The sequence below is a fragment of the Trichocoleus sp. DQ-A3 genome (genome assembly GCF_039961975.1).
Lineage (GTDB): Bacteria > Cyanobacteriota > Cyanobacteriia > Cyanobacteriales > FACHB-T130 > FACHB-T130.
Genome location: NZ_JAMPKC010000016.1, coordinates 62895 through 84205 on the forward strand (window position 1 = coordinate 62895; position 21311 = coordinate 84205).

The 21311-nt window shown below is 46.8% G+C and carries 23 protein-coding genes and 1 riboswitch; of the genes, 16 read left to right on the top strand and 7 right to left on the bottom strand.

What is annotated here, in order from left to right:
- Window positions 1-124 precede the first annotated feature (124 nt).
- Both NDI44_RS20350 and psbH read right to left on the bottom strand, forming a co-directional pair.
- Window positions 125-397, bottom strand: a complete 273-nt coding sequence (locus NDI44_RS20350) for a TatA/E family twin arginine-targeting protein translocase (RefSeq protein WP_190411416.1) — start codon at window positions 395-397, stop codon at window positions 125-127.
- A 132-nt stretch (window positions 398-529) separates the two neighbouring features.
- Entirely contained in the window at window positions 530-733 is a 204-nt protein-coding gene (gene psbH, locus NDI44_RS20355; RefSeq protein ID WP_190411417.1) for a photosystem II reaction center protein PsbH, read from the bottom strand.
- A gap of 83 nt (window positions 734-816) precedes the next feature.
- Between psbH and psbN the strand changes: the two genes are divergently transcribed.
- Entirely contained in the window at window positions 817-948 is a 132-nt protein-coding gene (gene psbN, locus NDI44_RS20360; RefSeq protein ID WP_190411418.1) for a photosystem II reaction center protein PsbN, read from the top strand.
- Here the strand turns inward: psbN and NDI44_RS20365 are convergent.
- Window positions 908-1198 carry a hypothetical protein gene (locus NDI44_RS20365; RefSeq protein ID WP_190411486.1) on the bottom strand — a complete coding sequence of 97 codons (291 nt, stop codon included), beginning with the start codon at window positions 1196-1198 and terminating at the stop codon, window positions 908-910. The two genes, psbN and NDI44_RS20365, sit on opposite strands and share 41 nt — an antisense overlap.
- 101 nt (window positions 1199-1299) lie before the next feature.
- A riboswitch (guanidine-I (ykkC/yxkD leader) is annotated at window positions 1300-1433 on the top strand.
- A 116-nt stretch (window positions 1434-1549) separates the two neighbouring features.
- On the opposite strand from NDI44_RS20365, the gene speB reads away from it, so the two are divergent.
- The 9 genes from speB to NDI44_RS20410 all read left to right on the top strand — a co-directional run bounded on the left by speB (window position 1550) and on the right by NDI44_RS20410 (window position 9384).
- Complete coding sequence (gene speB / locus NDI44_RS20370) at window positions 1550-2743, top strand: agmatinase (RefSeq protein WP_190411419.1); 1194 nt, start codon at window positions 1550-1552, stop codon at window positions 2741-2743.
- A gap of 3 nt (window positions 2744-2746) precedes the next feature.
- Window positions 2747-3133 carry a hydrogenase maturation nickel metallochaperone HypA gene (hypA, locus tag NDI44_RS20375; protein ID WP_199299643.1) on the top strand — a complete coding sequence of 129 codons (387 nt, stop codon included), beginning with the start codon at window positions 2747-2749 and terminating at the stop codon, window positions 3131-3133.
- Window positions 3117-3827 (top strand): hydrogenase nickel incorporation protein HypB, encoded by a 711-nt coding sequence (hypB, locus tag NDI44_RS20380; RefSeq protein WP_190411420.1) that lies wholly within the window; start codon window positions 3117-3119, stop codon window positions 3825-3827. The genes hypA and hypB overlap by 17 nt, the downstream gene beginning before the upstream one ends.
- Window positions 3828-3855: 28 nt before the next feature.
- On the top strand, window positions 3856-4875 hold the full coding sequence (locus tag NDI44_RS20385; RefSeq protein ID WP_190411421.1) for an ABC transporter substrate-binding protein: 1020 nt from the start codon (window positions 3856-3858) through the stop codon (window positions 4873-4875).
- On the top strand, window positions 4872-5720 hold the full coding sequence (locus NDI44_RS20390) for an ABC transporter permease (RefSeq protein WP_190411422.1): 849 nt from the start codon (window positions 4872-4874) through the stop codon (window positions 5718-5720). The genes NDI44_RS20385 and NDI44_RS20390 overlap by 4 nt, the downstream gene beginning before the upstream one ends.
- A 106-nt stretch (window positions 5721-5826) precedes the next feature.
- The gene (locus NDI44_RS20395) at window positions 5827-6630 is read left to right on the top strand and encodes an ABC transporter ATP-binding protein (protein ID WP_190411423.1); all 804 of its coding nucleotides are present in this window, start codon (window positions 5827-5829) and stop codon (window positions 6628-6630) included.
- Between the two features lie 336 nt (window positions 6631-6966).
- Window positions 6967-7746, top strand: a complete 780-nt coding sequence (locus NDI44_RS20400) for a cysteine hydrolase family protein (protein ID WP_190411424.1) — start codon at window positions 6967-6969, stop codon at window positions 7744-7746.
- Window positions 7747-7816: 70 nt separating this feature from the next.
- Window positions 7817-8272 (top strand): cupin domain-containing protein, encoded by a 456-nt coding sequence (locus NDI44_RS20405; protein WP_190411425.1) that lies wholly within the window; start codon window positions 7817-7819, stop codon window positions 8270-8272.
- A gap of 233 nt (window positions 8273-8505) precedes the next feature.
- Window positions 8506-9384: an IS982 family transposase gene (locus NDI44_RS20410; protein WP_190411426.1), complete on the top strand. Its 879-nt coding sequence runs from the start codon at window positions 8506-8508 to the stop codon at window positions 9382-9384.
- Window positions 9385-9464: 80 nt separating this feature from the next.
- Here the strand turns inward: NDI44_RS20410 and NDI44_RS20415 are convergent, their stop codons facing one another.
- Complete coding sequence (locus tag NDI44_RS20415; RefSeq protein ID WP_190411427.1) at window positions 9465-10301, bottom strand: sulfite exporter TauE/SafE family protein; 837 nt, start codon at window positions 10299-10301, stop codon at window positions 9465-9467.
- Window positions 10302-10377: 76 nt separating this feature from the next.
- A complete protein-coding gene (locus tag NDI44_RS20420) occupies window positions 10378-11547 on the bottom strand; it encodes an FAD-binding oxidoreductase (protein WP_190411482.1) in 1170 nt (389 codons plus the stop codon).
- 208 nt (window positions 11548-11755) lie between these two features.
- On the opposite strand from NDI44_RS20420, the gene NDI44_RS20425 reads away from it, so the two are divergent.
- The 4 genes from NDI44_RS20425 to NDI44_RS20440 all read left to right on the top strand — a co-directional run bounded on the left by NDI44_RS20425 (window position 11756) and on the right by NDI44_RS20440 (window position 15000).
- The gene (locus NDI44_RS20425) at window positions 11756-12277 is read left to right on the top strand and encodes a hypothetical protein (RefSeq protein WP_190411428.1); all 522 of its coding nucleotides are present in this window, start codon (window positions 11756-11758) and stop codon (window positions 12275-12277) included.
- A 149-nt stretch (window positions 12278-12426) separates the two neighbouring features.
- Window positions 12427-13056, top strand: a complete 630-nt coding sequence (locus NDI44_RS20430; RefSeq protein WP_190411483.1) for a methyltransferase domain-containing protein — start codon at window positions 12427-12429, stop codon at window positions 13054-13056.
- Window positions 13057-13255: 199 nt separating this feature from the next.
- A complete protein-coding gene (locus NDI44_RS20435; RefSeq protein WP_348235311.1) occupies window positions 13256-14617 on the top strand; it encodes an aminotransferase class V-fold PLP-dependent enzyme in 1362 nt (453 codons plus the stop codon).
- A gap of 194 nt (window positions 14618-14811) precedes the next feature.
- The gene (locus NDI44_RS20440; RefSeq protein WP_190411487.1) at window positions 14812-15000 is read left to right on the top strand and encodes a hypothetical protein; all 189 of its coding nucleotides are present in this window, start codon (window positions 14812-14814) and stop codon (window positions 14998-15000) included.
- Between the two features lie 320 nt (window positions 15001-15320).
- Here the strand turns inward: NDI44_RS20440 and NDI44_RS20445 are convergent, their stop codons facing one another.
- Both NDI44_RS20445 and NDI44_RS20450 read right to left on the bottom strand, forming a co-directional pair.
- The gene (locus NDI44_RS20445; RefSeq protein WP_190411430.1) at window positions 15321-16721 is read right to left on the bottom strand and encodes an AtzE family amidohydrolase; all 1401 of its coding nucleotides are present in this window, start codon (window positions 16719-16721) and stop codon (window positions 15321-15323) included.
- Entirely contained in the window at window positions 16718-16903 is a 186-nt protein-coding gene (locus NDI44_RS20450; protein ID WP_190411431.1) for a DUF4089 domain-containing protein, read from the bottom strand. The genes NDI44_RS20445 and NDI44_RS20450 overlap by 4 nt, the downstream gene beginning before the upstream one ends.
- A gap of 420 nt (window positions 16904-17323) precedes the next feature.
- Here NDI44_RS20450 and NDI44_RS20455 point away from each other — a divergent pair, with 420 nt between their 5' ends.
- Together NDI44_RS20455 and NDI44_RS20460 are read left to right on the top strand one after the other, a co-directional pair.
- Window positions 17324-20689: a PAS domain S-box protein gene (locus NDI44_RS20455; RefSeq protein ID WP_190411432.1), complete on the top strand. Its 3366-nt coding sequence runs from the start codon at window positions 17324-17326 to the stop codon at window positions 20687-20689.
- 70 nt (window positions 20690-20759) lie between these two features.
- Window positions 20760-21221, top strand: a complete 462-nt coding sequence (locus NDI44_RS20460; RefSeq protein WP_190411433.1) for a response regulator — start codon at window positions 20760-20762, stop codon at window positions 21219-21221.
- The last annotated feature ends 90 nt before the right edge of the window (window positions 21222-21311 follow it).

Sequence of the window (21311 nt, forward strand, 5' to 3'; positions counted from 1 at the left end):
TCTCCCAGCGAACGGGGAGGGGTTCGATATCCCCTCTCGGTTCATAAAAGGGGGTCGGGGGTGAGGTTCCTGTATATTCCACTAAGAGTGAGAATCGCTAGCGTGGCAACGAGAATTGCCAGTTTTAGCTGTGTTGCGATGAGCTAGTTGCGGGATTCTCTGACTTTCCGTTTGCTACTTTCTCTGAGTCAGCCTGGGGAAGTGTCTTGACAGCTTGTTCTATCTGCTCTGCTTCCTGCTTGAACTCAGTTTCAAATTCTCTGGATGCTTCCTGGAAGCCGCGAATTGCCTTGCCCATACTGCGACCAATTTCTGGCAACTTTTTAGGACCAAAAATCAAAAGAGCCACAACCATAATCAGCGCCATTTCCGGCAGACCGATGCCAAAGATATTCATAGGATTTTTCGTGCAAAAGGTTAACTTTAGTATAGAACCGACAAAAAAACCCGGTCTAGCCGGGAAAGCATCAGTGTTTTTTAATCGTGGCGTTATGTAAAGCCCAAGGACTTCGCGCCAGATTACAGTCGATTAACGCCCTAGGCTTTTCCAATCGACATCAACACCCTCAACGAGGAGTGAGGAATTGTAAAGTTGCAGAATAATCAGTAAAAAGACCAAAAATAGCACCATAAAGACGCCCATCAATGGCGTAGTGCCCCACCCCGGAGATACTTTCCCATATTCAGAGTTAAGGGGTTTGAGGACATCTCCTAACCAAGTCCGTTGTGCCATAGCTTTCCTAGGATCAATCTCGACAGAAGTTTTTAACGTTTTGTAATATTGTATAGGAACTGCTCTCATAAATTATCTCACCTATGGAACCCGCAACAGTTCTTAGCATTTCTATCGCTACCTTTCTCGTCGCTATCACTGGTTTCACCATCTACACTGCGTTCGGGCCTCCTTCTAAGGAATTGAGCGATCCGTTTGAAGATCACGAAGACTAAAGCTTTCCGACGACTGACCCGTGTAGGGCGATCGCTCTCCTAAGGGGTAGGCGCAACTACACAAGATTGTCCTAATTGGGCGCTGATGATGCGCCAAGCCTGGAGTCGTTTGCATCCAGGTTTGGCTGCGGTGTCCGGTACGATTTGAGCCTTCTCGGTAGCAAAATCCTGCTTGTAGGCTGTGATGCGAGCGTTCATCTAGGTAGCGATCGCTTGACTCTGGATTCCCCCCTGGGGGGAATCCGCCCAATTGTAACTTTGATTACATTCTCCCTTAAAATTTATTGATATCTATACATTTAAGCTTTCAAAGTTCATCCAACAAATATTGATAGCTATCGGGTAAAAAAAATTAATAGCTTCTAGGGTTCCGGTTTAAGTCTCAAGATTTAAACGGCTGGTCCGAGAGAAGCGAATCAGTCATAGAGTGTTTTTAGAAATTGAAACACGGACTGGTTACACGGCGGGAGAAAAGCCCGGGAGGTACATAGCAGAAGCTTATCTGTTATGGCTTACCCGGGCTATTGTTTTTGCAAGTCTTCTTTGACTTGGGAGAAAAAATAGAGCTTTTAGACTGACGAAACATCCCATTTTTCCAAACATGACTGACATAAATTCTCAAAACTCGAATTCGGATTTTCAGCCGCCGTCTACTGAAGCGAGTCGCGCCTTAGAGAAAGAAACCCATCTGCCAATGACAGGCTGGCAACAGGAGGTTGCAAAAGGGTTAGAGTTTGGATTAGAGGCAGCAGAAAGTATACGCGATCGCTCTATTTCTACCTTCTCTCGCGGCGAACTTCCCCACTACGCAGGTATTAACACCTTCCTGAAAGCACCTTATATAGAAGATGTGCGAAAAGTGGGTGAATACGATGTTGCAATTGTAGGCGTACCGCATGATTCTGGCACCACCTACCGACCTGGAACCCGGTTTGGTCCTCAAGGAATTCGGCGGATTTCGGCTTTGTATACGCCCTATAACTTTGAATTAGGCGTTGATTTGCGAGAGCAAATTACCCTGTGTGATGTTGGAGATATTTTCACAATTCCCGGAAATAACGAAAAGTCATTTGACCAAATTTCTAAAGGAATTGCTCATATCTTTAGTTCTGGTGCTTTCCCAATTATTTTGGGAGGCGATCATTCAATTGGCTATCCCACAGTGCGGGGAGTTTGTCGCCATTTAGGCGATAAAAAACTGGGGATTATTCACTTCGATCGCCACGTCGATACCCAGGAAACAGACCTCGATGAGCGCATGCACACCTGCCCTTGGTTCCATGCCACAAACATCAAAAATGCCAATCCAAAAAACCTCGTGCAATTAGGAATCGGCGGCTGGCAAGTGCCGCGTCAAGGTGTAAAAGTCTGTCGAGAACGAGCCACAAATATTCTGACAGTTACAGACATCACAGAAATGGGTTTGGATGCAGCGGTAAACTTCGCTCTAGAAAGAGCTTTAGACGGAACCGACTGCGTTTATATCAGCTTTGATATTGACTGCATTGATGCCGGTTTTGTCCCAGGAACGGGTTGGCCTGAACCAGGTGGATTATTACCCCGCGAGGCTCTTTATATGCTGGGCAAAATTGTTCAGAAAGCACCCGTTTGCGGGCTTGAGGTGGTGGAAGTATCGCCCCCTTACGACATCAGCGACATGACATCTTTGATGGCAACGCGAGTGATTTGCGACACGATGGCGCATCTAGTGCTGTCAGGACAGTTACCTCGAAAAGAAAAAGCCGCATACATTCACCCCTACGCCCAACCAGAATTAGTTGCAGAGTGGAGTTGAGCCTTGCACGAAACTGACATGACAAAGGCGCTCATTTTCACAGTAAAAGACTGGTGGGAATCCCAGACTGAGCGCCCCCAGATTACCCAGATTCACTTAATTGTTGGTAAGTTCACTTGTGTCGAACCTGTCAGTCTAAAATTTGCTTTTGAAGTACAGACTGGCAACACCTTTTTAGAAGGGGTAGAACTGGTAATTCAGGAAACACCGCTGATTGCCTTTTGTCACCGCTGCCAACAAGAATATGCACCCCAAGTTGGATTGCAATACGGCTGCCCTGAGTGTGACTCACCGATGGAGGATATTCGCTCAGGTAGAGAACTAAAAATTGACCGAATTGAGTATAGTTTTGACGAGGTACAGAAAAACGCTTATGCATCAAACATTTGACGCTGCATTGGGAATTAACTTGCTCCATGCTAATCAGAAAGGAGCCGATCATAACCGAGCGCATTTCGATGAGTGGGGGATTACTTGTTTCAATATTATGAGTAGTCCTGGGGCAGGTAAAACAGCACTGTTAGAGCGATCGCTTGCGGTTTTGACGGATGATTTAAAAATCGCCGTAATTGAAGGGGATATGACGACGGAGTTGGATGCCGACCGTTTGCGTCAATCTGGAGTCCCTGTAATTGCAATTAATACGGGGCGTTCCTGCCACTTGGATTCCAAGATGGTAGCTGGGGGAATTCATCAACTAGAACACCAGTACAATCCTGCTGATTTTGATTTAGTGCTGGTTGAAAATGTCGGTAATTTAGTTTGTCCTGCTGAGTTTGAAGTGGGAGAACACATTAAAGTTGCTTTGTTGAGCGTGACTGAAGGAGAAGATAAGCCGCTCAAATATCCGGTGATGTTTCAAGAAGCGGATTGTTTATTAATTACCAAGATCGATTTAGCTCCTTATCTTGATATTGATATTAATCGGATTGCCGCTAACGTCCGTCAGATGAACCCTCATGTCACAATTATTGCGGTTTCTGCCAAGACAGGTGAGGGATTAGAAAATTGGTTTGATTGGGTAAAATCGCAAGTTTTAAATCAACGTTCATCTGCTGCGGCAACAGAAATGCTACCCGCCTAATGAGCCTGCTAGTAAAGAGTGAGACTCAATGAAGACCCGCCAGTTACTTTCTCTATTCTCGGTCTTTTTGCTCAGCCTCGTCATTACGGTTAGTTGTGCTAACCCCCAGCAAACCGCTACATCCTCAAAAACTGAAACAATTCAAATGGGTTTCAGTGTTTGGCCTGGGTGGTTGCCCTGGCAGGTGGCTCAGGAAGAAAAGCTGTTTGACGCGAACAAAGTTAATGTGAATTTGAAGTGGTTCGATGGCTATTTAGATTCCATTAACGCCCTCAATGCTGGTCAGCTCAGCGCGAATACCCAAACCTTGAATGACACGATCAGCTCAGTGGCTGCTGGTTCCGATCAAGTGATTGTATTAGTTAATGACAATTCAACAGGCAACGATAAAATTATTGTTCGGGAAGGTATCAATAGTATTGCCGACCTCAAAGGGAAAAAAATCGCTGCTGAAGAAGGAACCGTCGATCATTTCTTGCTACTTCTCGGACTGAAAAAAGCGGGTTTAACCCAGGCTGATATTACTTTTCAGCCTTTAGAAACCGGCGCAGCCTCAGCTGCTTTTGTTGCGGGTCAAGTGGATGCAGTTGGAGTTTTTGCACCGTTTACCAGCAAGGCATTAGAACGTGCTGGAAGTAAAGAGTTATTCAGTTCTAAGGACTTTCCAGGAGCAATTCCCGATCATTTAACAGTCAGTCGAAAACTGATTACCGAACGTCCTCAAGACGTGCAAGCTTTGGTCAATACATGGTTCGATACCTTGGCGTTTATCCGCACCAATCCTGACAAAGCTTACGCCGCGATGGCAAAACGGGCTGGGGTCACGGTTGATGAATACAAGAAATACGAAGCCGGGACGAAAATCTTCAGCATTGAAGACAACTTGAAAGCATTTAGTCCCGGTAATGACATGACCTCTTTGAGTTACGCCGCTCAAGAAATTAGCAAATTTTTAGTTGAGGCTAAGTTAGCTAAACAGGCTCCGAATCTCACCCAAATATTTGACGATCAGTTTATCAAAGCCTACGCGGCAAAGCAAAACTCATGAACCGCTACGCTGAAGATTTGCCGGAAAATAATTCCGCTCGTCCTCGTAAAATGTTATCGCCTAGCGTCTTCTGGCGCATTGGTGAGGAGATTCCTAAAAAATTGGCATGGACTTTAATGGTTCTGTCAATTTGCATCCCGGTTGCTCTTTGGTGGATAGTCTCCAATGCTGGGATAGTCGCACCTTTATTTTTGCCGACTCCCGCTCAAGTTTGGGGCGCTTTTCAGAGGCTTTTAGCAACTGGCGATTTGCAAAAAGATATTGCCTATAGCCTGTTTCGCGTTCTGAGTGGCTTTTCTCTGGCGGCGCTGATTGCAATTCCCTTAGGGATACTGATGGGAACTTTTTCCAGCATTCGAGCGCTGATGGAACCGATTATTGGCATTGTGCGTTATATGCCAGCACCGGCTTTTATTCCCTTACTAATTTTGTATTTTGGTCTGGGAGAAGAACCAAAAATTCTGCTGATTTTTATCGGAACGCTATTTTTTAACACGCTCATGGTGATGGATGCGGTGAAGTTTGTACCGAAAGAGCTATTGGAAACTTCCTACACCTTGGGCGGTCAGCGAAAGCAAGTTTTATTGCAAGTAATTTTTCCCTTTATTCTTCCGAGTATTATCGATGCGGGTCGCGTCAATATGGCAGCTTCTTGGAACTTAGTCATCGTGTCCGAGTTGGTGGCAGCGACAGAAGGCTTGGGTCGCCGTATTAGTGTCGCCCAAAGATTTCTCAAGACCGATGAAATTTTTGCGGGACTGATTGTAATTGGCTTGATTGGTTTGACGATCGACCTTTTGTTTCGATTGTTACTGCGCGTGTCTTGTAAGTGGGCTAATGATTAAGAAAAGAAGTAAGCAGTCATTGGTTTTGAAGGATTCGTTCGGTGCTAGTGACCAATGACGATTAGAGTGGGCAACTCAATCTAAAAACTTAAAATTATCACTCATTATGCATTTGCAAGTTTCTCAACTCCATAAACAATTTCCAATTCGACGCGGTTCGCTCGTTGCTCTCAAAGATATCAATTTGCAGATTGAAGAGGGAGAATGTATCTGTGCGGTAGGTGCTTCGGGTTCTGGTAAGTCAACATTGCTACGGTTGATTGCTGGATTGGATACTCCCACGGCGGGGGAAGTTTTGGTCGATGGGGTGCGCGTGACGGGACCTGGCCCTGACCGGGGAATGGTGTTCCAAAGCTATACGCTATATCCGTGGATGACGGTTGCAGAGAACGTGGGATTTGGTTTAAAGCTGCAAGGTGTCTCCTCGGTAGAACGACGGCGACGGGTGGCTTATTATCTGGACGTGGTTGGGTTGTCTGGGTTTGCCAAGTCACTTCCAAAGGAACTTTCAGGTGGGATGAAGCAACGGGTCGCGATCGCGCGTGCTTTAGCCTCGCAACCGAAAATTTTACTGATGGATGAACCGTTTGGGGCGTTGGATGTGCAGACGAAAGAAGCGATGCAGCAATTTTTACTAGAAGTCTGGCAACGCACGCGGACAACAATATTTATGATTACTCACGATGTTGAGGAAGCAGTGTTTCTATCTCAACGCATCTATGTGCTGAGTTCGCGTCCAGGTACGGTTAAAGAAGAATTAAGTATAAAACTCCCAAGCGATCGCACTTATGACATTAAGTGCAATCCTCTGTTTCAGGATTATAAGGATCGGGTAATGGAACTCCTCCGCGCCGAGGAAGACAAAACTTTACTAAAAAGTAGCTTTCAAGAGTTACCGATGGTGGTTTAAGCAACAAGATCGTTTCATTCTAGTTCCGGAACCCCACCCCAACCCTCCTGAATAAAATTTATTCCTTATCTTCCCTCTGCTGGCGGGGAGATAGAGGGGGGTACGGAGAAGGGGAATTTTGCCTTTTGGGATTAAAAATTATTTCCGATCTTACTCTTGCTGGTGGGGAAGTGAGGAGGTTGTGCAAGTAAGCAGGAACAGGTCAATCGGGTATGCCCAAACCTTCTGTAAGTTTATAACTCGCGCATTTTCCCTTGAAGTTAAGAAATAGAAAAATTTAAGAGTCCTGGGCAGAAAAAGTAGTATTCCTCAAGATTGCCCCCTTGCACTCTCCCTATGAATCGACCCCTCCGTACCTTGGGTGTGCCGCCGAATGCTTGGGCAGTTGATGCGGAAATTGCTGATATCACGCGCCCGCCTTTAAAACCGCAAGTTGTCACCCTAGCCACAGAAACCAAGACGCTACGCCTAGATTTGGCAAAAGCCGCAATTTTGGTGATTGATATGCAGAATGATTTCTGTCATCCCGATGGCTGGCTAGCCCACATTGGCGTAGACGTGACACCCGCCCGAACTCCCATCAATCCGCTTAAAACGCTGTTGCCAGAATTGCGAACGGCAAACGTTCCGGTGATTTGGGTTAACTGGGGGAACCGTCCCGACTTACTGAATATCAGCGCCAGTGTACGCCATGTTTATAATCCCACTGGCGATGGCGTGGGTTTAGGAGATCCGTTGCCCGCGAATGGTTCGCCAGTGCTGATGGTGGGCAGTTGGGCGGCGGCGGTGGTGGATGAATTGGAACCAAACCCGGAAGATATCCGCGTCGATAAGTACCGGATGAGCGGTTTTTGGGATACACCTCTCGACAGCATCTTGCGGAACCTGGGAAAAACGACTTTGTTCTTTGCCGGAGTCAATGCAGATCAGTGCGTGATGGCAACGCTGCAAGATGCTAACTTTCTCGGCTATGACTGCATTTTGGTGAAAGATGGTACTGCTACCACATCCCCAGAGTATTGCTGGCAAGCCACCCTTTATAACGTAAAACAGTGTTTTGGTTTCGTGGCAGATTCTCAAGCTATCGTAGAAGCAATTAAGTTGGCTAACCGCTAATGCTAATCGCCAATGGTAACGAACAATTAGCCATTAGCCAAATCGCTCTCTTTTAGAGGAGAAATGCCCGATGGACTCGTCCCGTTGCATGATTCCGATCGTCAAGTCTCCCAGAGACTATCAAGCCTTTCGCATCAGTCCTGAGGATAGCAATCGGTTAGCGATTGTCTTCGATCCGGCAAGCGCTAACGTTTCATTAACTTTTTGTGTAGAAATTTTTGATATTGGTGGGAAAACTCCTCCCAATCGTCACCAAATGGCTGTGGAGATGTTTTTTGTCCTCAAGGGGCAAGGGCTAGCGACTTGCGACGGCAAAACCGTCCCGATTTGCCCTGGAGACAGCTTATTAGTACCGCCGACGGGGATTCATAAAATTGAAAATACAGGTTGCGATCGCTTGTATACGCTGTGCTTTATGGTTCCCAACGAGGACTTTGTGGAACTGATTCGCAGCGGCGTCCCCGTCGAGTTGGATGAGGAGGATTTAAGAGTTCTGAATCGTTCAGATGCGCTTGTCGCTTGCTAAAGGTTTAAGAGAAAGAAACGGTTTGTCTGCTTAGTTATTAGTTACGAGTTATTAGTGAAGGCGAGATCCCCGACTTCTCCCAGAAGTCGGGGGTCTGAACCGCTCGTATCTGATAACTAAACCAGGCTCGTTATCAATACAAATAAATTCAATAAATAACCTGAGTTCGGGATAAGGAGGGGACAAGCGAGTAAGCTAAAAGTCATCACACAACAGCTTTACAGGCTCGTCCCATGCTTAGTCTAGAAGAACTTTTTTGCTCTGTCGATGATTTCTGCCTTCTTTTTGAACCTTTGTGGCATAAACAACTGATGAGGGATGCACTCAAACATCGCCACCGCCATCGTCAACTGTGCCTGAGCGAAATTATGACCATCGAGATTGCATTTCATCAATCTCATTACCGGAATTTTAAAGCGTTTTACCAAGAGAAGGTACATGGACAGTGGAGTGCAGCCTTTCCCAAGTTGGTGAGTTATCAACGCTTTGTAGAATGGATGCCTTCCACCCTGATTCCTTTAAGTACCTATCTACACAGTTGTTTTGGTCAGTGTACAGGTGTGTCTGTAATGGACTCGACCAAGATTGCGGTCTGTCATAACCGACGAATCAAAAGCCACAAGGTGTTCAAGGATATCGGCAGGCGAGGTAAGACTTGTGTAGATTGGTTCTTCGGCTTTAAACTACATCTGGTTTGTAATGACCAAGGGGAACTGCTGAATATCGCTGTCACTGCTGGCAATATAGATGACCGTAAGCCTGTGCTGACTCTACTCAAAGGGTTGTCTGGTAAGGTGGTGGCTGACCGAGGCTATATATCGCAAAAGTTGTTTGAGCAGCTATTAACCCAGATGGGGATTCAACTGATTACTAAGCCGAAGCGCAATATGAAGAATAAGCTGATGCCACTGATAGATAAGCTGCTTATCCGCAAACGCTCCATAATTGAGACAATTATCGACCAATTGAAAAACATCTCTCACATTGAGCATTCTAGGCATCGCAGTCCGGTCAATTTCTTGGTGAATTTGGTCTGTGGATTAATTGCCTATTGCCATCAGCCTAAGAAGCCCTCTCTCAATATCAATGCGTTTTTCCTCCCTTCGGCTTAACCCGAACTCAGGTTAAATAGAGAAAGGTAATTATTGTAATTTAAAGTTTCAACTTATCTAAAAACAGTTTTTATATAAGCTTAAATTTTAAAATTGTTATAGTTTTGCCATGCTTGCCAAAAGACATAAATAGATAAAATCCCTAGCAAGGTGCGAAAGGCTAAACTGACGACTTCATCGGGCAATTTGGGTAGAAAGCGCGTGCTTATTTGCGCCCCCAAGAAACCACCACATCCTAAAAGAAGTCCTTCAACTAACAAAACATTGCCTCTGAAAGCGTGTCCGATAGTCGCTGATATAGCTGTAATAACGATGACACCTAAACTGGTTTGAATGGCGACTTTGATGGTTTCTCCTAAAAGTAAAATTTGCAGCGGCACCATAATTACACCGCCACCAACCCCAAATAAACCTGCGAGTATCCCAGCAGCGCTGCCAGTGGCAATTCTGGCAAAATTTGGATTGAAGAAGATGTTTGAATTTTTAGGGATGGTATCGTGGCTACCTGGAGTTTTTAGTTCCTGTTCTTCTTCCTGCTTCTTCTTGATTGTTAGCTGCTTGCGTAGTTCAACTAAGTAAATATTTAAAAGTAGCAATAATCCAAAAGCTGCTAGCAGTAAATAAGGACGGAATTGGGTAGCTAAATAAGCACCAATTTGTGCAGTGACTACAGCAGGAAATCCAATGGCAATCACTCTTTTGAAGCTGAATAACCCCATCCGCCAGTTTTGGACACTGCCAGAAATTGCCGTAATTAAAATTGCTAGGCTACTGGTGCCAACCGCTTGCACGGGTGTGTATTTCAAAGCGACTAATAAGGGGACAAGAACCGTACCACCGCCAATGCCTAAAAATCCCGCAAGAATTCCGGCAAAGAGTCCAGCGATCGCAAAAATCAATAAACTCGTGGTTGTCATAGTAAAAACCCCTGACGATTGAAGTCGCGGCTATACAAACAAAGCCTGCCTACGCAGACTAATAGGGATTGTATCGCTACAACTGTAGCGGCGATAATTGGGTGAGAACCTCGTCTTCTTGACCTGCTGCCCAACTAGCAAAATGCTTGGCTAAGGATGGCACGAATACCAAGGGATTTGAGAATCCGGAGAAGAGATAAGCGCCGTCTACGTTATTGAGTGCCCCAACTAAGGGAAGGCGATCGCTACTAAACGCAACCAAGCAGTGATGCCACTTTCCGGGTAGATTTTCTAGTGCAGGTAAGATTTTCCCCACCGCAGCACGAAGGTTCGCTTCACTTTGAGCCGCATCAATTTTAGCGTCGGGGTTCGCGATCGCGCGGCTAATTTGACCGATGCGTAAACTGCCATCTTTGAACTGAATCGCACCCGCATCTAGAATCGGTGGAACAGGCTCATAATCGGGTTCATCCCATAAGCGATCGTATTCAGGGATAGTTGCTTGGGCTTCTAGTTGAAAGCGTTTGATCTCTGCTGGCATCACCGTTGTCTGCAACTGTACATCAACGGGTGGCGTTTCGATGAGTTCGGTATGGGTGAAATACAAGCGGATGGGAATACCCGCAGCTTTGAGTAGCGTCCGACTCATTGCACCGGCACAAATAACCGTTTTGGCAGCGTGGTAGGTTGCCGTTGGGGTTTTGACTCCCTGAATCTTTGAGCCTGTGCCGAGTAGTTCCACCACCCGATCGATTTGCACCTCACCCCCAGCGCGGCGAAAAGCTTGAGTGTAGCCTTGAGTTAGTTTTTCGGGTTCAATGTGACCGTGACGAACCGTTAAAGCAGCAGCGATCGCATCTGGATTGAGTAGCGGTTCTATCTCGCAAGCTTCTGCAACGCTGAGTAACCGAGGCGGAATTGCAAACTCAGCGTAGTTGGCAGCAACTTTCTCCGGATCGTCATCAGTACCAATCGTCAAAATTAAATCCAATTCGCGGAACTGGGTATCGGTGTCTAATTCCTCAGATAAAATGCGGTGACGCTCAATCCCCTCAGCACATAACTGTCGCGTCAACTCAGTCGTCCCTGACCAGTAGGCAATTCCACCATAACTATAGCGAGTGGCACCTTGCAGTGAGGCGTGTTGCTCTAACAAAAGAACCGAAAAGCCTTTGATTGCCAGTTCGTAAGCCAGCGCCGCGCCTGTAATGCCGCCGCCGACAACAATCCAGTCGTAAGTTTTCATCATTGCCATTGGTCATTCCTGCGTCTAATGACGATTTTCCTTCCCCGCGCACACACGCTCTGTAAAGCTCTGTAACCCTAACAAGCCTTGGTTTTGCCCGATTTCTGGAAATGCTTTTCGTCGATTTGAAGAACCAAAAAGCAGGCAGTTGAAGGGTGCTAAGTGCAGATGCCGACAACTCGTCTTCAGTTCAAAGGAAGGTTAACACATGGCATTCGGTCTTCGTAAATTTAATTACAAATATGTTTCAACGCTGGCGCTACTCGGTGCAGGCGCATTTCTATTGTTGAACTCCCAAGCATGGGCGACAGCACTCACTAACAACGCTTCCGGTATTCATGTTTCTAAGACTAACGTAGGCAATACTACCCTCCAAATTGCCGCCCAACCCCAAACCGGCGTCAATCGGCGCGTACAGTTTGCACGGGGGAGAAGCTCTACTACGATTAAGGGAGCGGTGCCCCTAGGCAAAAAAGACATCTATACTTTCAGGGCACGGAAAGGTCAAACAATTATTACAGAAGTAACCTGGGAAGGCGATCGCGTAGGTGCCGATAACAACGACGAAGGACTGTCTGGCTTCACCTTCGTTTGGCCTAACGGAAAAGTGATGGAACACCCACAAAATATTTATTTCGAGGCAACATCAACAGGCGATTACCGGGTTGTGGTTGCACAGCCTTATAAGCTGACCAATTCCAGATACACATTTAAGTTGACGATTGAATAAGGAATCGGGCTTAAATAACGTATAAAGTTCGTGTTCCCTAGGGATATGGTATTGCCATGCCCCTAGGGTATTTTTATAGCCGCCCAGCACAGCCACTCAGCACTCGGTCAGCAGCTAGTAGATAATAAGAAATTTCTATGGAGTTACAAATGCAAAGCTGTCCCTGTTGCTGGAATAAGCGCTTATTTGCCTGGTTGCTATCCAAAGGCAACGCTGGATATGAAAAACTGGTAAGCGATCGCAAGCGCGATCTATTTTCTGACTTGCACGGCGATGTGTTGGAAATTGGCCCAGGAACGGGTGCTAACTTCCCTTATTATCCCAAAGACATTCGCTGGATTGGCATCGAGCCGAACCCGTATATGCATCCTTATCTGCGAAAAGAAGCCGAACGAAATGGCTTAAACAATCCCGATATCCGCAGTATTAGCGCCCAACGACTGGAAGCTGAAGATAACAGTATCGATGCGGTTGTTAGTACCCTTGTCTTGTGTTCGGTGCCGGATTTAACAGCAACTTTCCATGAAATCTTGCGCGTCCTCAAACCCGGCGGACGCTTCTTGTTTATCGAACACGTCGCCGCCCCCCAAGACACTTTCTTGCGACGGGTACAAGAGGGTGTGCGTCCAGTGTGGAAATTTCTTGCTGATGGTTGCAACCCAGATCGAGAAACTTGGGTAGCATTGGAAAACGCTGGTTTTGACCGCCTCAATTACGAAAAGTTTGAGATCGATTTCCCCATTGTTAGCCCTCAAATCGCCGGTGTCGCGACCAAGTAGCAGGATTGTTTGGGAAAGTAATTGAAGTTCTTGGAGTGCGCTCTTTGTGTAGCCCCAAGTCCGCCTTAAACTCAAGTTCAAGGCTCATCGCTCAAGTCCATTGAAATAAACTAAAATTCTTAGGCAGTCTTCTCTTAGAAGACTTGATTCTGTTAGCCAGGAATTAAGCTCCGGGCGGGTAATGCGACTGGTGAAAGATGTGACAACCAACTTATCGTTAGCGTCGAGCTTAAAGTCGCCTGTAACAAGGTTGAAAGTTTATCCTAGATTGCGTCTGCATATTAGCTTTTCCGACCTTATAGCAAGTCTTTTTTCCTTTCTTTACTTCCCAAACAGAGAGCAAATCATCCGAGACATTCAACTTGATTGGCTGGGGCGAGAACTTTTAGAAACACAATACGATCGCGTCAAAATTCTCCCTAAGCCTGGATTTAAGCGTAGATGGGACGAAGAAATTGATGAGTGTAGCAAGGTTCTAGTTACGCTTTCAGTTAGAACAGCTCTCGATCTGCTGCTACACTCATTAAACCTTCCTGCTGGGTCGGAAGTGTTGATGAGTGCTGTTAATATTCGGGATATGGTTGATGTGGTGAAACGGCATGGGTTAGTGCCGATACCCGTTGATATTTCCTTAGATACGCTTGCACCCGATCTCAATTTACTGGAATCTCTGATTTCGGAAAAAAGTAAAATTTTGATTGTGGCACATTTATTCGGCTCGATTATGGATCTAAAGCCTTATGGCGAACTGTGCAAGAAACACCAGATTTTCTTAGTAGAGGATTGTGCCCAAGCTTTTGCCGGTGACAAATATCACGGTTATCAGGACGCAGATGTAAGTTTATTTAGTTTTGGCCCGATCAAGTCCTGTACGGCGCTTGGAGGAGCGATCGCTATCATTCGAGAGCGATCGCTTGCTCAACAAATGAGAGAGATCGAGCAACAATATCCCTCCAAGAGCGAGCCTTGGTTTTTTAAACGTATTCTTAAGTATTTTTGCTTAAAGCTTTTTTCGATTCCTTGGATATATTACCCTCTACTGGTTTTTCTTAAATATTTGGGAAAGAATCTCGACTCCGCGATCAACTCAATGACACGGGGGTTTTCTCAAGGAGATATTCTGACAAAACTTAGGTATCGTCCTCCGACTCGGATGCTGGTTCTTTTGAGGCGGAGATTAAGAACCTGCGATACCCAATGGTTTGAAAGGCGGTCAAAAAATGCCCGCAAATTTCTGTCTCTTCTCAAACCCGAAATTACTTGCCCTGGAAGCAAAACTGAGTACAACTCGTTTTGGGTTGTTCCCATACTGGTTTCAAATCCCCCATCAGTGATGGCAAAGCTTAGAGAGCATGGTTTTGACGCCACTCAAGGAAATACCAGTTTGACCTTTATAGATATAGATAACGCTTCGTCAGGTGACAAACCAGCGACTGAAGCAGCTGGGCATGCACAACGGCTGATCCAGCATGTGCTTTACCTGCCGGTGTCTGAATCTTTACCGGAAAATGACCTATTGTGTCTTGCACAATTAATCAATTCGATGAAGTGTGCCCCATGACAGCAAAAATGTCAGGGCGACTAGGCGGACTGAATACGCACATATCCCCAAGCTTGAGGCGGTGGGACTAAATTCGCATGCATCAGGATGCTCCTCCCAAAGCATGATTTTTATTATGAAATTGAAATTCTGTCAAGATAATGAAATAAAGATGTTATATTAGTTTACATAGGTTCACACGAGGTTACACATTCATGCGATACACCAATAAAGAAGGGAATACCCTAACCCTCGATGAGTGTATGACTGCCGACAGCTTCTTTATGGAGGCTGATGTGTATGTCGGCGAACCACTAGAGATGCATTTCGACGAAAAACAAGAGCTAAAAGCAGGCAAGAAACCGAAGAAAGCAGTAGCAGCCAATCCAAGCGATCGCACATAAACCGCTCCCTACGAAGGTGTAATGGCTTTACTGTTGCAGAAACTTCAAAAATTAAAGAATTCTGGAAGTGTTACAGAGTGGTTGTTAGAGCGATTGACACCCATAGCAAGATCGGGGGTTTGAAAAAGCTCAACACGGCTAAAACACTTTCCTAAACCGGATATCTCTTCTCTAGACATTAACCTCGGCATACACAACCGAGGTTTTTTCTTGGGATACCCTTTAACTTTTGGGCAACGATAGATCAGAAACCCCCGTACCCCGACGTTATCAGGGATGGGATTTCTAAAAACTGAATCTCGATAACGAGATGTATCGGGTTAAGCGCGATCGCTATTAGCAATCGGCGCTGAAATAATACCCTGTGCCTCCAGTACCGCCGCCACCCGGAGAATCAGCGTCTCGTTGTAAGGTGCGGCGATGATTTGCACTCCTAAAGGCATGGCATCGGGGCGATGAATGGGGACAGAGAGAACCGGCAAACCAATAAAAGATAGGGGTTGCGTGAAGAGTCCTAGGTGGGGACGGACTAGCACCTCCTCGCCAGCAATCGCCATTTTTTCTTGTCCAATCGGAGGGGCAATGCAGGGAGTGGTTGGGGCGAGAATGATATCAACCTCGCTGAAGATTTCCCGAACGCGATCGCGGTACCATTGCCGAAATCTTTGCGCCTGAATGTACCAGCTTGCTGGAATGAGGGCACCCGCTAGAAAGCGATCGCGGGTTGCCGGATCGAAATCTTGAGGACGCGATCGCAAGGAAGCTAAATGCAGATTCGACCCTTCACTCGCCGTAATCACATACGCCGCCGCCCTTGCCCGATGGGGTTCCGGGATGGTGACAGTTTCTTGCACGCCTAACGCCCGCGCGACATTAGCAACCGCTTCCAACGCTTCTGGTTCTGCACCTTGGGCAAAATAAACATCCGCCACGGCAATTCGCAACCCCTCAATGCTCCGTTTGAGGTACGGCAAGCACGGTTCTGGGGGGCGAGTTGTACAAACCGGATCTCTGGCATCTGCCCCTTGCAAGACATCAAAAACGGCAGCTAGGTCGCGCACGGAACGGGCAAACGGCCCAATATGATCGAAGCTACTCGAAAACAATCCCGCGCCTGCTCTTGACAAACGCCCATAAGTCGGCTTAAAGCCGAAAACTCCGCAAAATGCCGCAGGAACGCGGATCGAGCCGTTCGTATCCGAACCCAGCGTCAGCGGCACTAACCCAGATGCCACAGCAGCCGCAGAACCTCCAGAAGAACCTCCGGTAACGCGAGTCAGATCGTGGGGGTTTGCTGATGTACCGTAGTGGCTGTTTTCAGTGACAAAGCCGTAAGCGTACTCATCCATATTCAGCGCCCCGACTAGGACGGCACCTGCTTGTTTGAGTTTGGCAACGGCGGTGGCGTCTTGGATCGCTGGAGGATTTTCGGCGTTAATTTTTGCGCCTGCGAGGGTGGTTAAACCCGCGATATCGAAGAGATTTTTAACGGCGAAAGGTACCCCTGCTAAAACACCCGGATCGTCGCCTTGAGCGATCGCGCGATCGATGGTTTCGGCGTCTGCAATTGCCGTCTCAGCCGTAACAGCCGTAAAACAGTTCAGCGTCTGATTCTGGTCGGCAATTCTCGCCAAGGTAGCAGCAACGACGGCTTTTGCTGAAACTTCAGAATTCCGCACGGCATAGGCAATTTGAGTAGCGTCAGGATAGGCTTGGCTCATGGTTGAAACACGGGTGCGGCTTCGATTTCATCGGGCAGAGGAAACTCGTTGACGAGTTGCGCGATCGCAGCAATTTTACTCAGATTCTCCACCACACCTGGATGGTGTTCTGGAGCCAGCGGCAAATCAATTAATTTTGCCATCAAATTGACATATTCTTCAGCGATGTCGTCAGTGGTCATTGCGGAAAAGAGAATGGCTAATGGTGCGGATTACTTGGGCAGATCCCAGATTAGTTCGATGAAAGCAGACTAACTTTCGCGGAGGGTTTGCATAAGTTTATTCAGATGCGAACTCTATGCGCCAAGTATTTTTTTGTTTTCATGTCGTTTTTATCAACTGAGTTTAATTTAAATTTTATGAATAAATTTCCAGAGCGATCGCATTGAATGAACGAGATTCGCGTGAATTTAGACACTAAAACCTAAAGATACCGGGAAAAAGTGGCGAGTTGCGATTTTGAGCGCGATCGCTGCTAATCATTACGAATCCTAACAACTCAATAAATAATCCATAAGGTGAATGCCAAAAAATTGTCATCTACCTTAGGGTTAAAAAAGCCTTGATGAAGGTGCGCTCTGGATTTCAATCTTGAAAGGTTCATGCTGAAAGTAACACGCTCCCAACTCCTGAGCTATGGCGTGGCTGTCTTAACCGTGGTCGTAGCACTGCTGCTGACACGCCTGTTACAGCCGCTGATGGGACCGCTCATTTTCCCCTTTTTTTATGCAGCAGTGTCGATTAGTGCCTGGTATGGTGGCATGGTTCCGGGGCTGCTAGCTGCAATTTTATCGGCTTTCGTTACCAATTTCCTCTTGTTAGACCCGCTCTATTCTTTAGGCGTCGCCAGCCCGAGCCTCGTGGTGCGATTGGGTGTATTCCTTCTCGTGACGTTCCTCATCAGCTCGCTGAACTCGGAACTACACACTGCCAAACAGCGGCTAGAGGCGAGTCTGCTGAAGCTACAGGCAAGTGAGATGCGCTATCGTCGCCTCATCGATACTGCCAACGAAGGCATTTGGACAATCGATACCCAAGGACAGACAGACTACGTCAACCAGCGGATGGCGCAAATGCTGGGATATAGCGTGGAGGAAATGCGCGATCTCTCAATTTTCGACTTTGTGGATGAAGCATCGCGCGGAGAGGCACTGCAAAAAATACCACAACCCAACCCAGGCGTCACCGCTCAATATGACTGGCAATTTCGCCGTAAAGACGGCTCGAATCTCTGGGCAATTGTATGCACCAGTCCAATTTTCAGCGACATAGGAGAATTCCTCGGCACCCTTGCCATGATTACCGATGTCAGCGATCGCAAGCAAGCAGAGTTTGTCCTACAGGAGTCCACCCGTCGCGTTACGAACATCCTAGAGAGCATCACTGATGCGTTTGTCGCCTTGGATCGTCAGTGGCGGATCGCTTATGTAAACCATGAAACGGCGAGGCTCAACGGGCAAAAGCCGGAGGAAATCATTGGCAAAACTCACTGGGAGCAATGGCCTTGGTCAGTAGGGACGAAAGTTGAGCGAGAATATCGACGAGCAATTGCCGAGCAGGTGGCTGTCCATTTCGAGGTGTTATACGAGCCATTAAGCATCTGGTTAGAGATCCATGCGTATCCTTCCAAAGACGGACTGAGTATTTATTTCCGGGACATCACCGAGCCTAAGCAAGCGCAGGAGGCGCTGCAAAAAAGAGAAGATGAACTCCGCCTGATTACGAATGCCTTGCCCGTCCTGATTGCCTATATCGATTCAGAACAGCGCTATCGCTTTCACAACAAAGCCTATGAAGAATGGTTCGGGGATTATGGCACGCAAGTGAATGGAAAGCACGTTCGGGAGGTTCTTGGCGAAGCCGCTTATGAAGCGACTCGTCCGTATATTGAGACAGTCTTGTCAGGAAAACAAGTTACTTACGAAACCAAACTCCCCTATAAAGATGGTGATACCCGCTACATCAGTGCCACTTACATTCCCCAGTTTGACAGTCTTGGGCAAGTTGAAGGATTTGTCGGCTTAGTCAGCGATATTAGCGATCGCAAAGCGGCTGAGGAAGCGCTGCGTCGCTCGGAAGAACGCTTCCGTAGACTGTTCGACTCTAACCTGAGCGGCATTGCCTTCTGGAATTTGGATGGTTTCATCACCGAAGCCAATGACGCTTACCTCCGCTTGGTTGGCTACACCCGCGAAGAATTTACCGAATTGGGAAAAATCAGTTGGAAAAACCTAACGCCCCCAGAGTACCAACACGTAGATGAGCGAGCGATCGCAGAGGTTTTAGCAACGGGAGTTTCCAATATTTACGAGAAAGAGTACGTCCAACGGGACGGCAAGCGAGTGCCGATCGTTCTGGGGATTGCCTTGCTCAACGACTCCCAACAAGAGGGTGTAGCTTTCGTACTGGATATTAGCGATCGCAAACAAGTGGAGGCAGAACGCGCCCTGCTGTTTTCCTTGGAGCAAATTGCCCGTGCGGAAGCAGAAGCCGCTAGAGAGGAAATCTCCAATATTCTCGAAAGTGTCACCGACGGCTTTCTCGCCTTCGACAGCGAGTGGCGTTTCACCTACCTCAACCAAGAGGGAGCCAAAACTTTGGGTCATTCGCCTGAAGAACTGTTAGGGCTTAACTTGTGGGAAGAGTTTCCGGATCTAGAAGCCACCAACTTCGGTCAGCTTTATCGGCGGACAGTTGCCGAGCAAGTCCCGATGGAACTAGAAGATTATTATCCACCGTTCCACGCTTGGTTTGCCGCCCGCGCCTACCCGACACAAACCGGAGGACTATCGCTATACTTCCGCAACATTAGCGATCGCAAGTACGCTGAAGCCGCATTACGCGAAAGTGAGGAACGCTTTCGCGTAATGGCAGATACGGCTCCCGTCTTGATTTGGATGTCTGGTTTAGACAAGCTCTGTTATTACTTCAATAAACCCTGGCTGAACTTTACCGGACGGACAACGGAACAAGAGCTGGGCAATGGTTGGATGGAAGGAGTTCATCCCGATGATTCCCAGTTTTGTTCAGACACTTATGTAAATGCCTTTGATGCCCGTCAAGATTTAAAAATGGAATATCGCCTCAGACGCTTTGATGGGGAGTACCGATGGCTTCTAAATATTGGGATTCCCCGATTTACGCCAGAGGGCATTTTTCTGGGTTATATCGGCTCGTGTATCGATATTAGCGATCGCAAAGAAGCTGAAGCATCGATTCGACAACTCAATGAAAAGTTAGAAAAACGGGTCCAAGAACGGACTGCTCAACTAGAAGCTGCTAATAAAGAACTTGAATCTTTCTCCTACTCGGTTTCCCATGACTTGCGGGCACCACTTCGCCATATTAGCGGTTTCGTGGACTTGCTCCTAAAACGGCTAGGGTCAACAACCCTCGATGAAACCAGTCTGCGTTATCTCAAAACGATTGCCCAGACCACTAAACAAGCCGGAGTTCTCGTCGATGAACTGCTCGCCTTTTCCCGCATGGGGCGCACTGAGATGCGCTATGCATCGATTAATATGGATCGGCTGGTTCGAGAAGTCCAACGCGATCTAGAGCCGGAAATCAATAACCGGGCGGTAACTTGGCAACTTGAAAACTTACCTGAAGTCCAAGGCGACCCTTCCATGTTACGGCTGGTACTCCAGAATCTGATAGCGAATGCTATTAAGTACACGCAGACACGCACCCATGCCGAAATAGAAATTGGCAGCACTGACAATGAGTCTGAGGTTGTCTTTTTTATTCGTGATAATGGCGTAGGATTCGATATGCAGTACGTACACAAACTTTTTGGCGTATTTCAGCGCCTGCACAGCCAACAAGAGTTCGAGGGGACTGGCATTGGATTGGCGAACGTCCAGCGAATTATCCATCGTCATGGCGGTCGAACCTGGGCAGAGGGTGCGGTAGAGGGTGGAGCAACTTTCTACTTCTCATTGCCAAAATTGGCAGGAAAAACATGAAAATTAAAAATGCAAAATTAAAAATTAAGAAGAATAAATTTTTTAATTTTTAATTGATACAGGGGGATGAATGAAAGAATTGAAACGAATTTTGCTAGTTGAAGATAGTCCCAACGATGTTGAGTTAACACTCGCAGCGCTAGAGGAAAACCATCTAGCGAATGAAGTGGTGGTCGTGCGCGACGGGGAAGAAGCGCTAGATTATCTCTATCGACGGGGGATTTTTAAGCTGCGGATTGAAGGGAATCCGGTCGTGGTACTGCTAGATCTAAAATTACCCAAAGTGGATGGGCTGGAAGTGCTAGCACAGTTGAAGTCTGACCCTACGATGAAAGTAATCCCAATCGTCATGCTGACTTCTTCACGGGAAGAGCAAGATCTGATTAGGAGTTACGATTTAGGGGTGAATGCTTATGTTGTGAAGCCAGTTGATTTTCATGAATTTGTGAACGCCATCAAGGAAATCGGGCTTTTTTGGGCAATCGTCAATCAGCCACCACCTGGTTCTTTACCCATTGCCTGTACTGTCTAAGCAGGTAGAAGAAATTAAGCATTCATGATGGAGTTTATTCATGAAAACAAGGGATTATAAACGAAAAATTTTTAAGTTATGAGTTTTAAA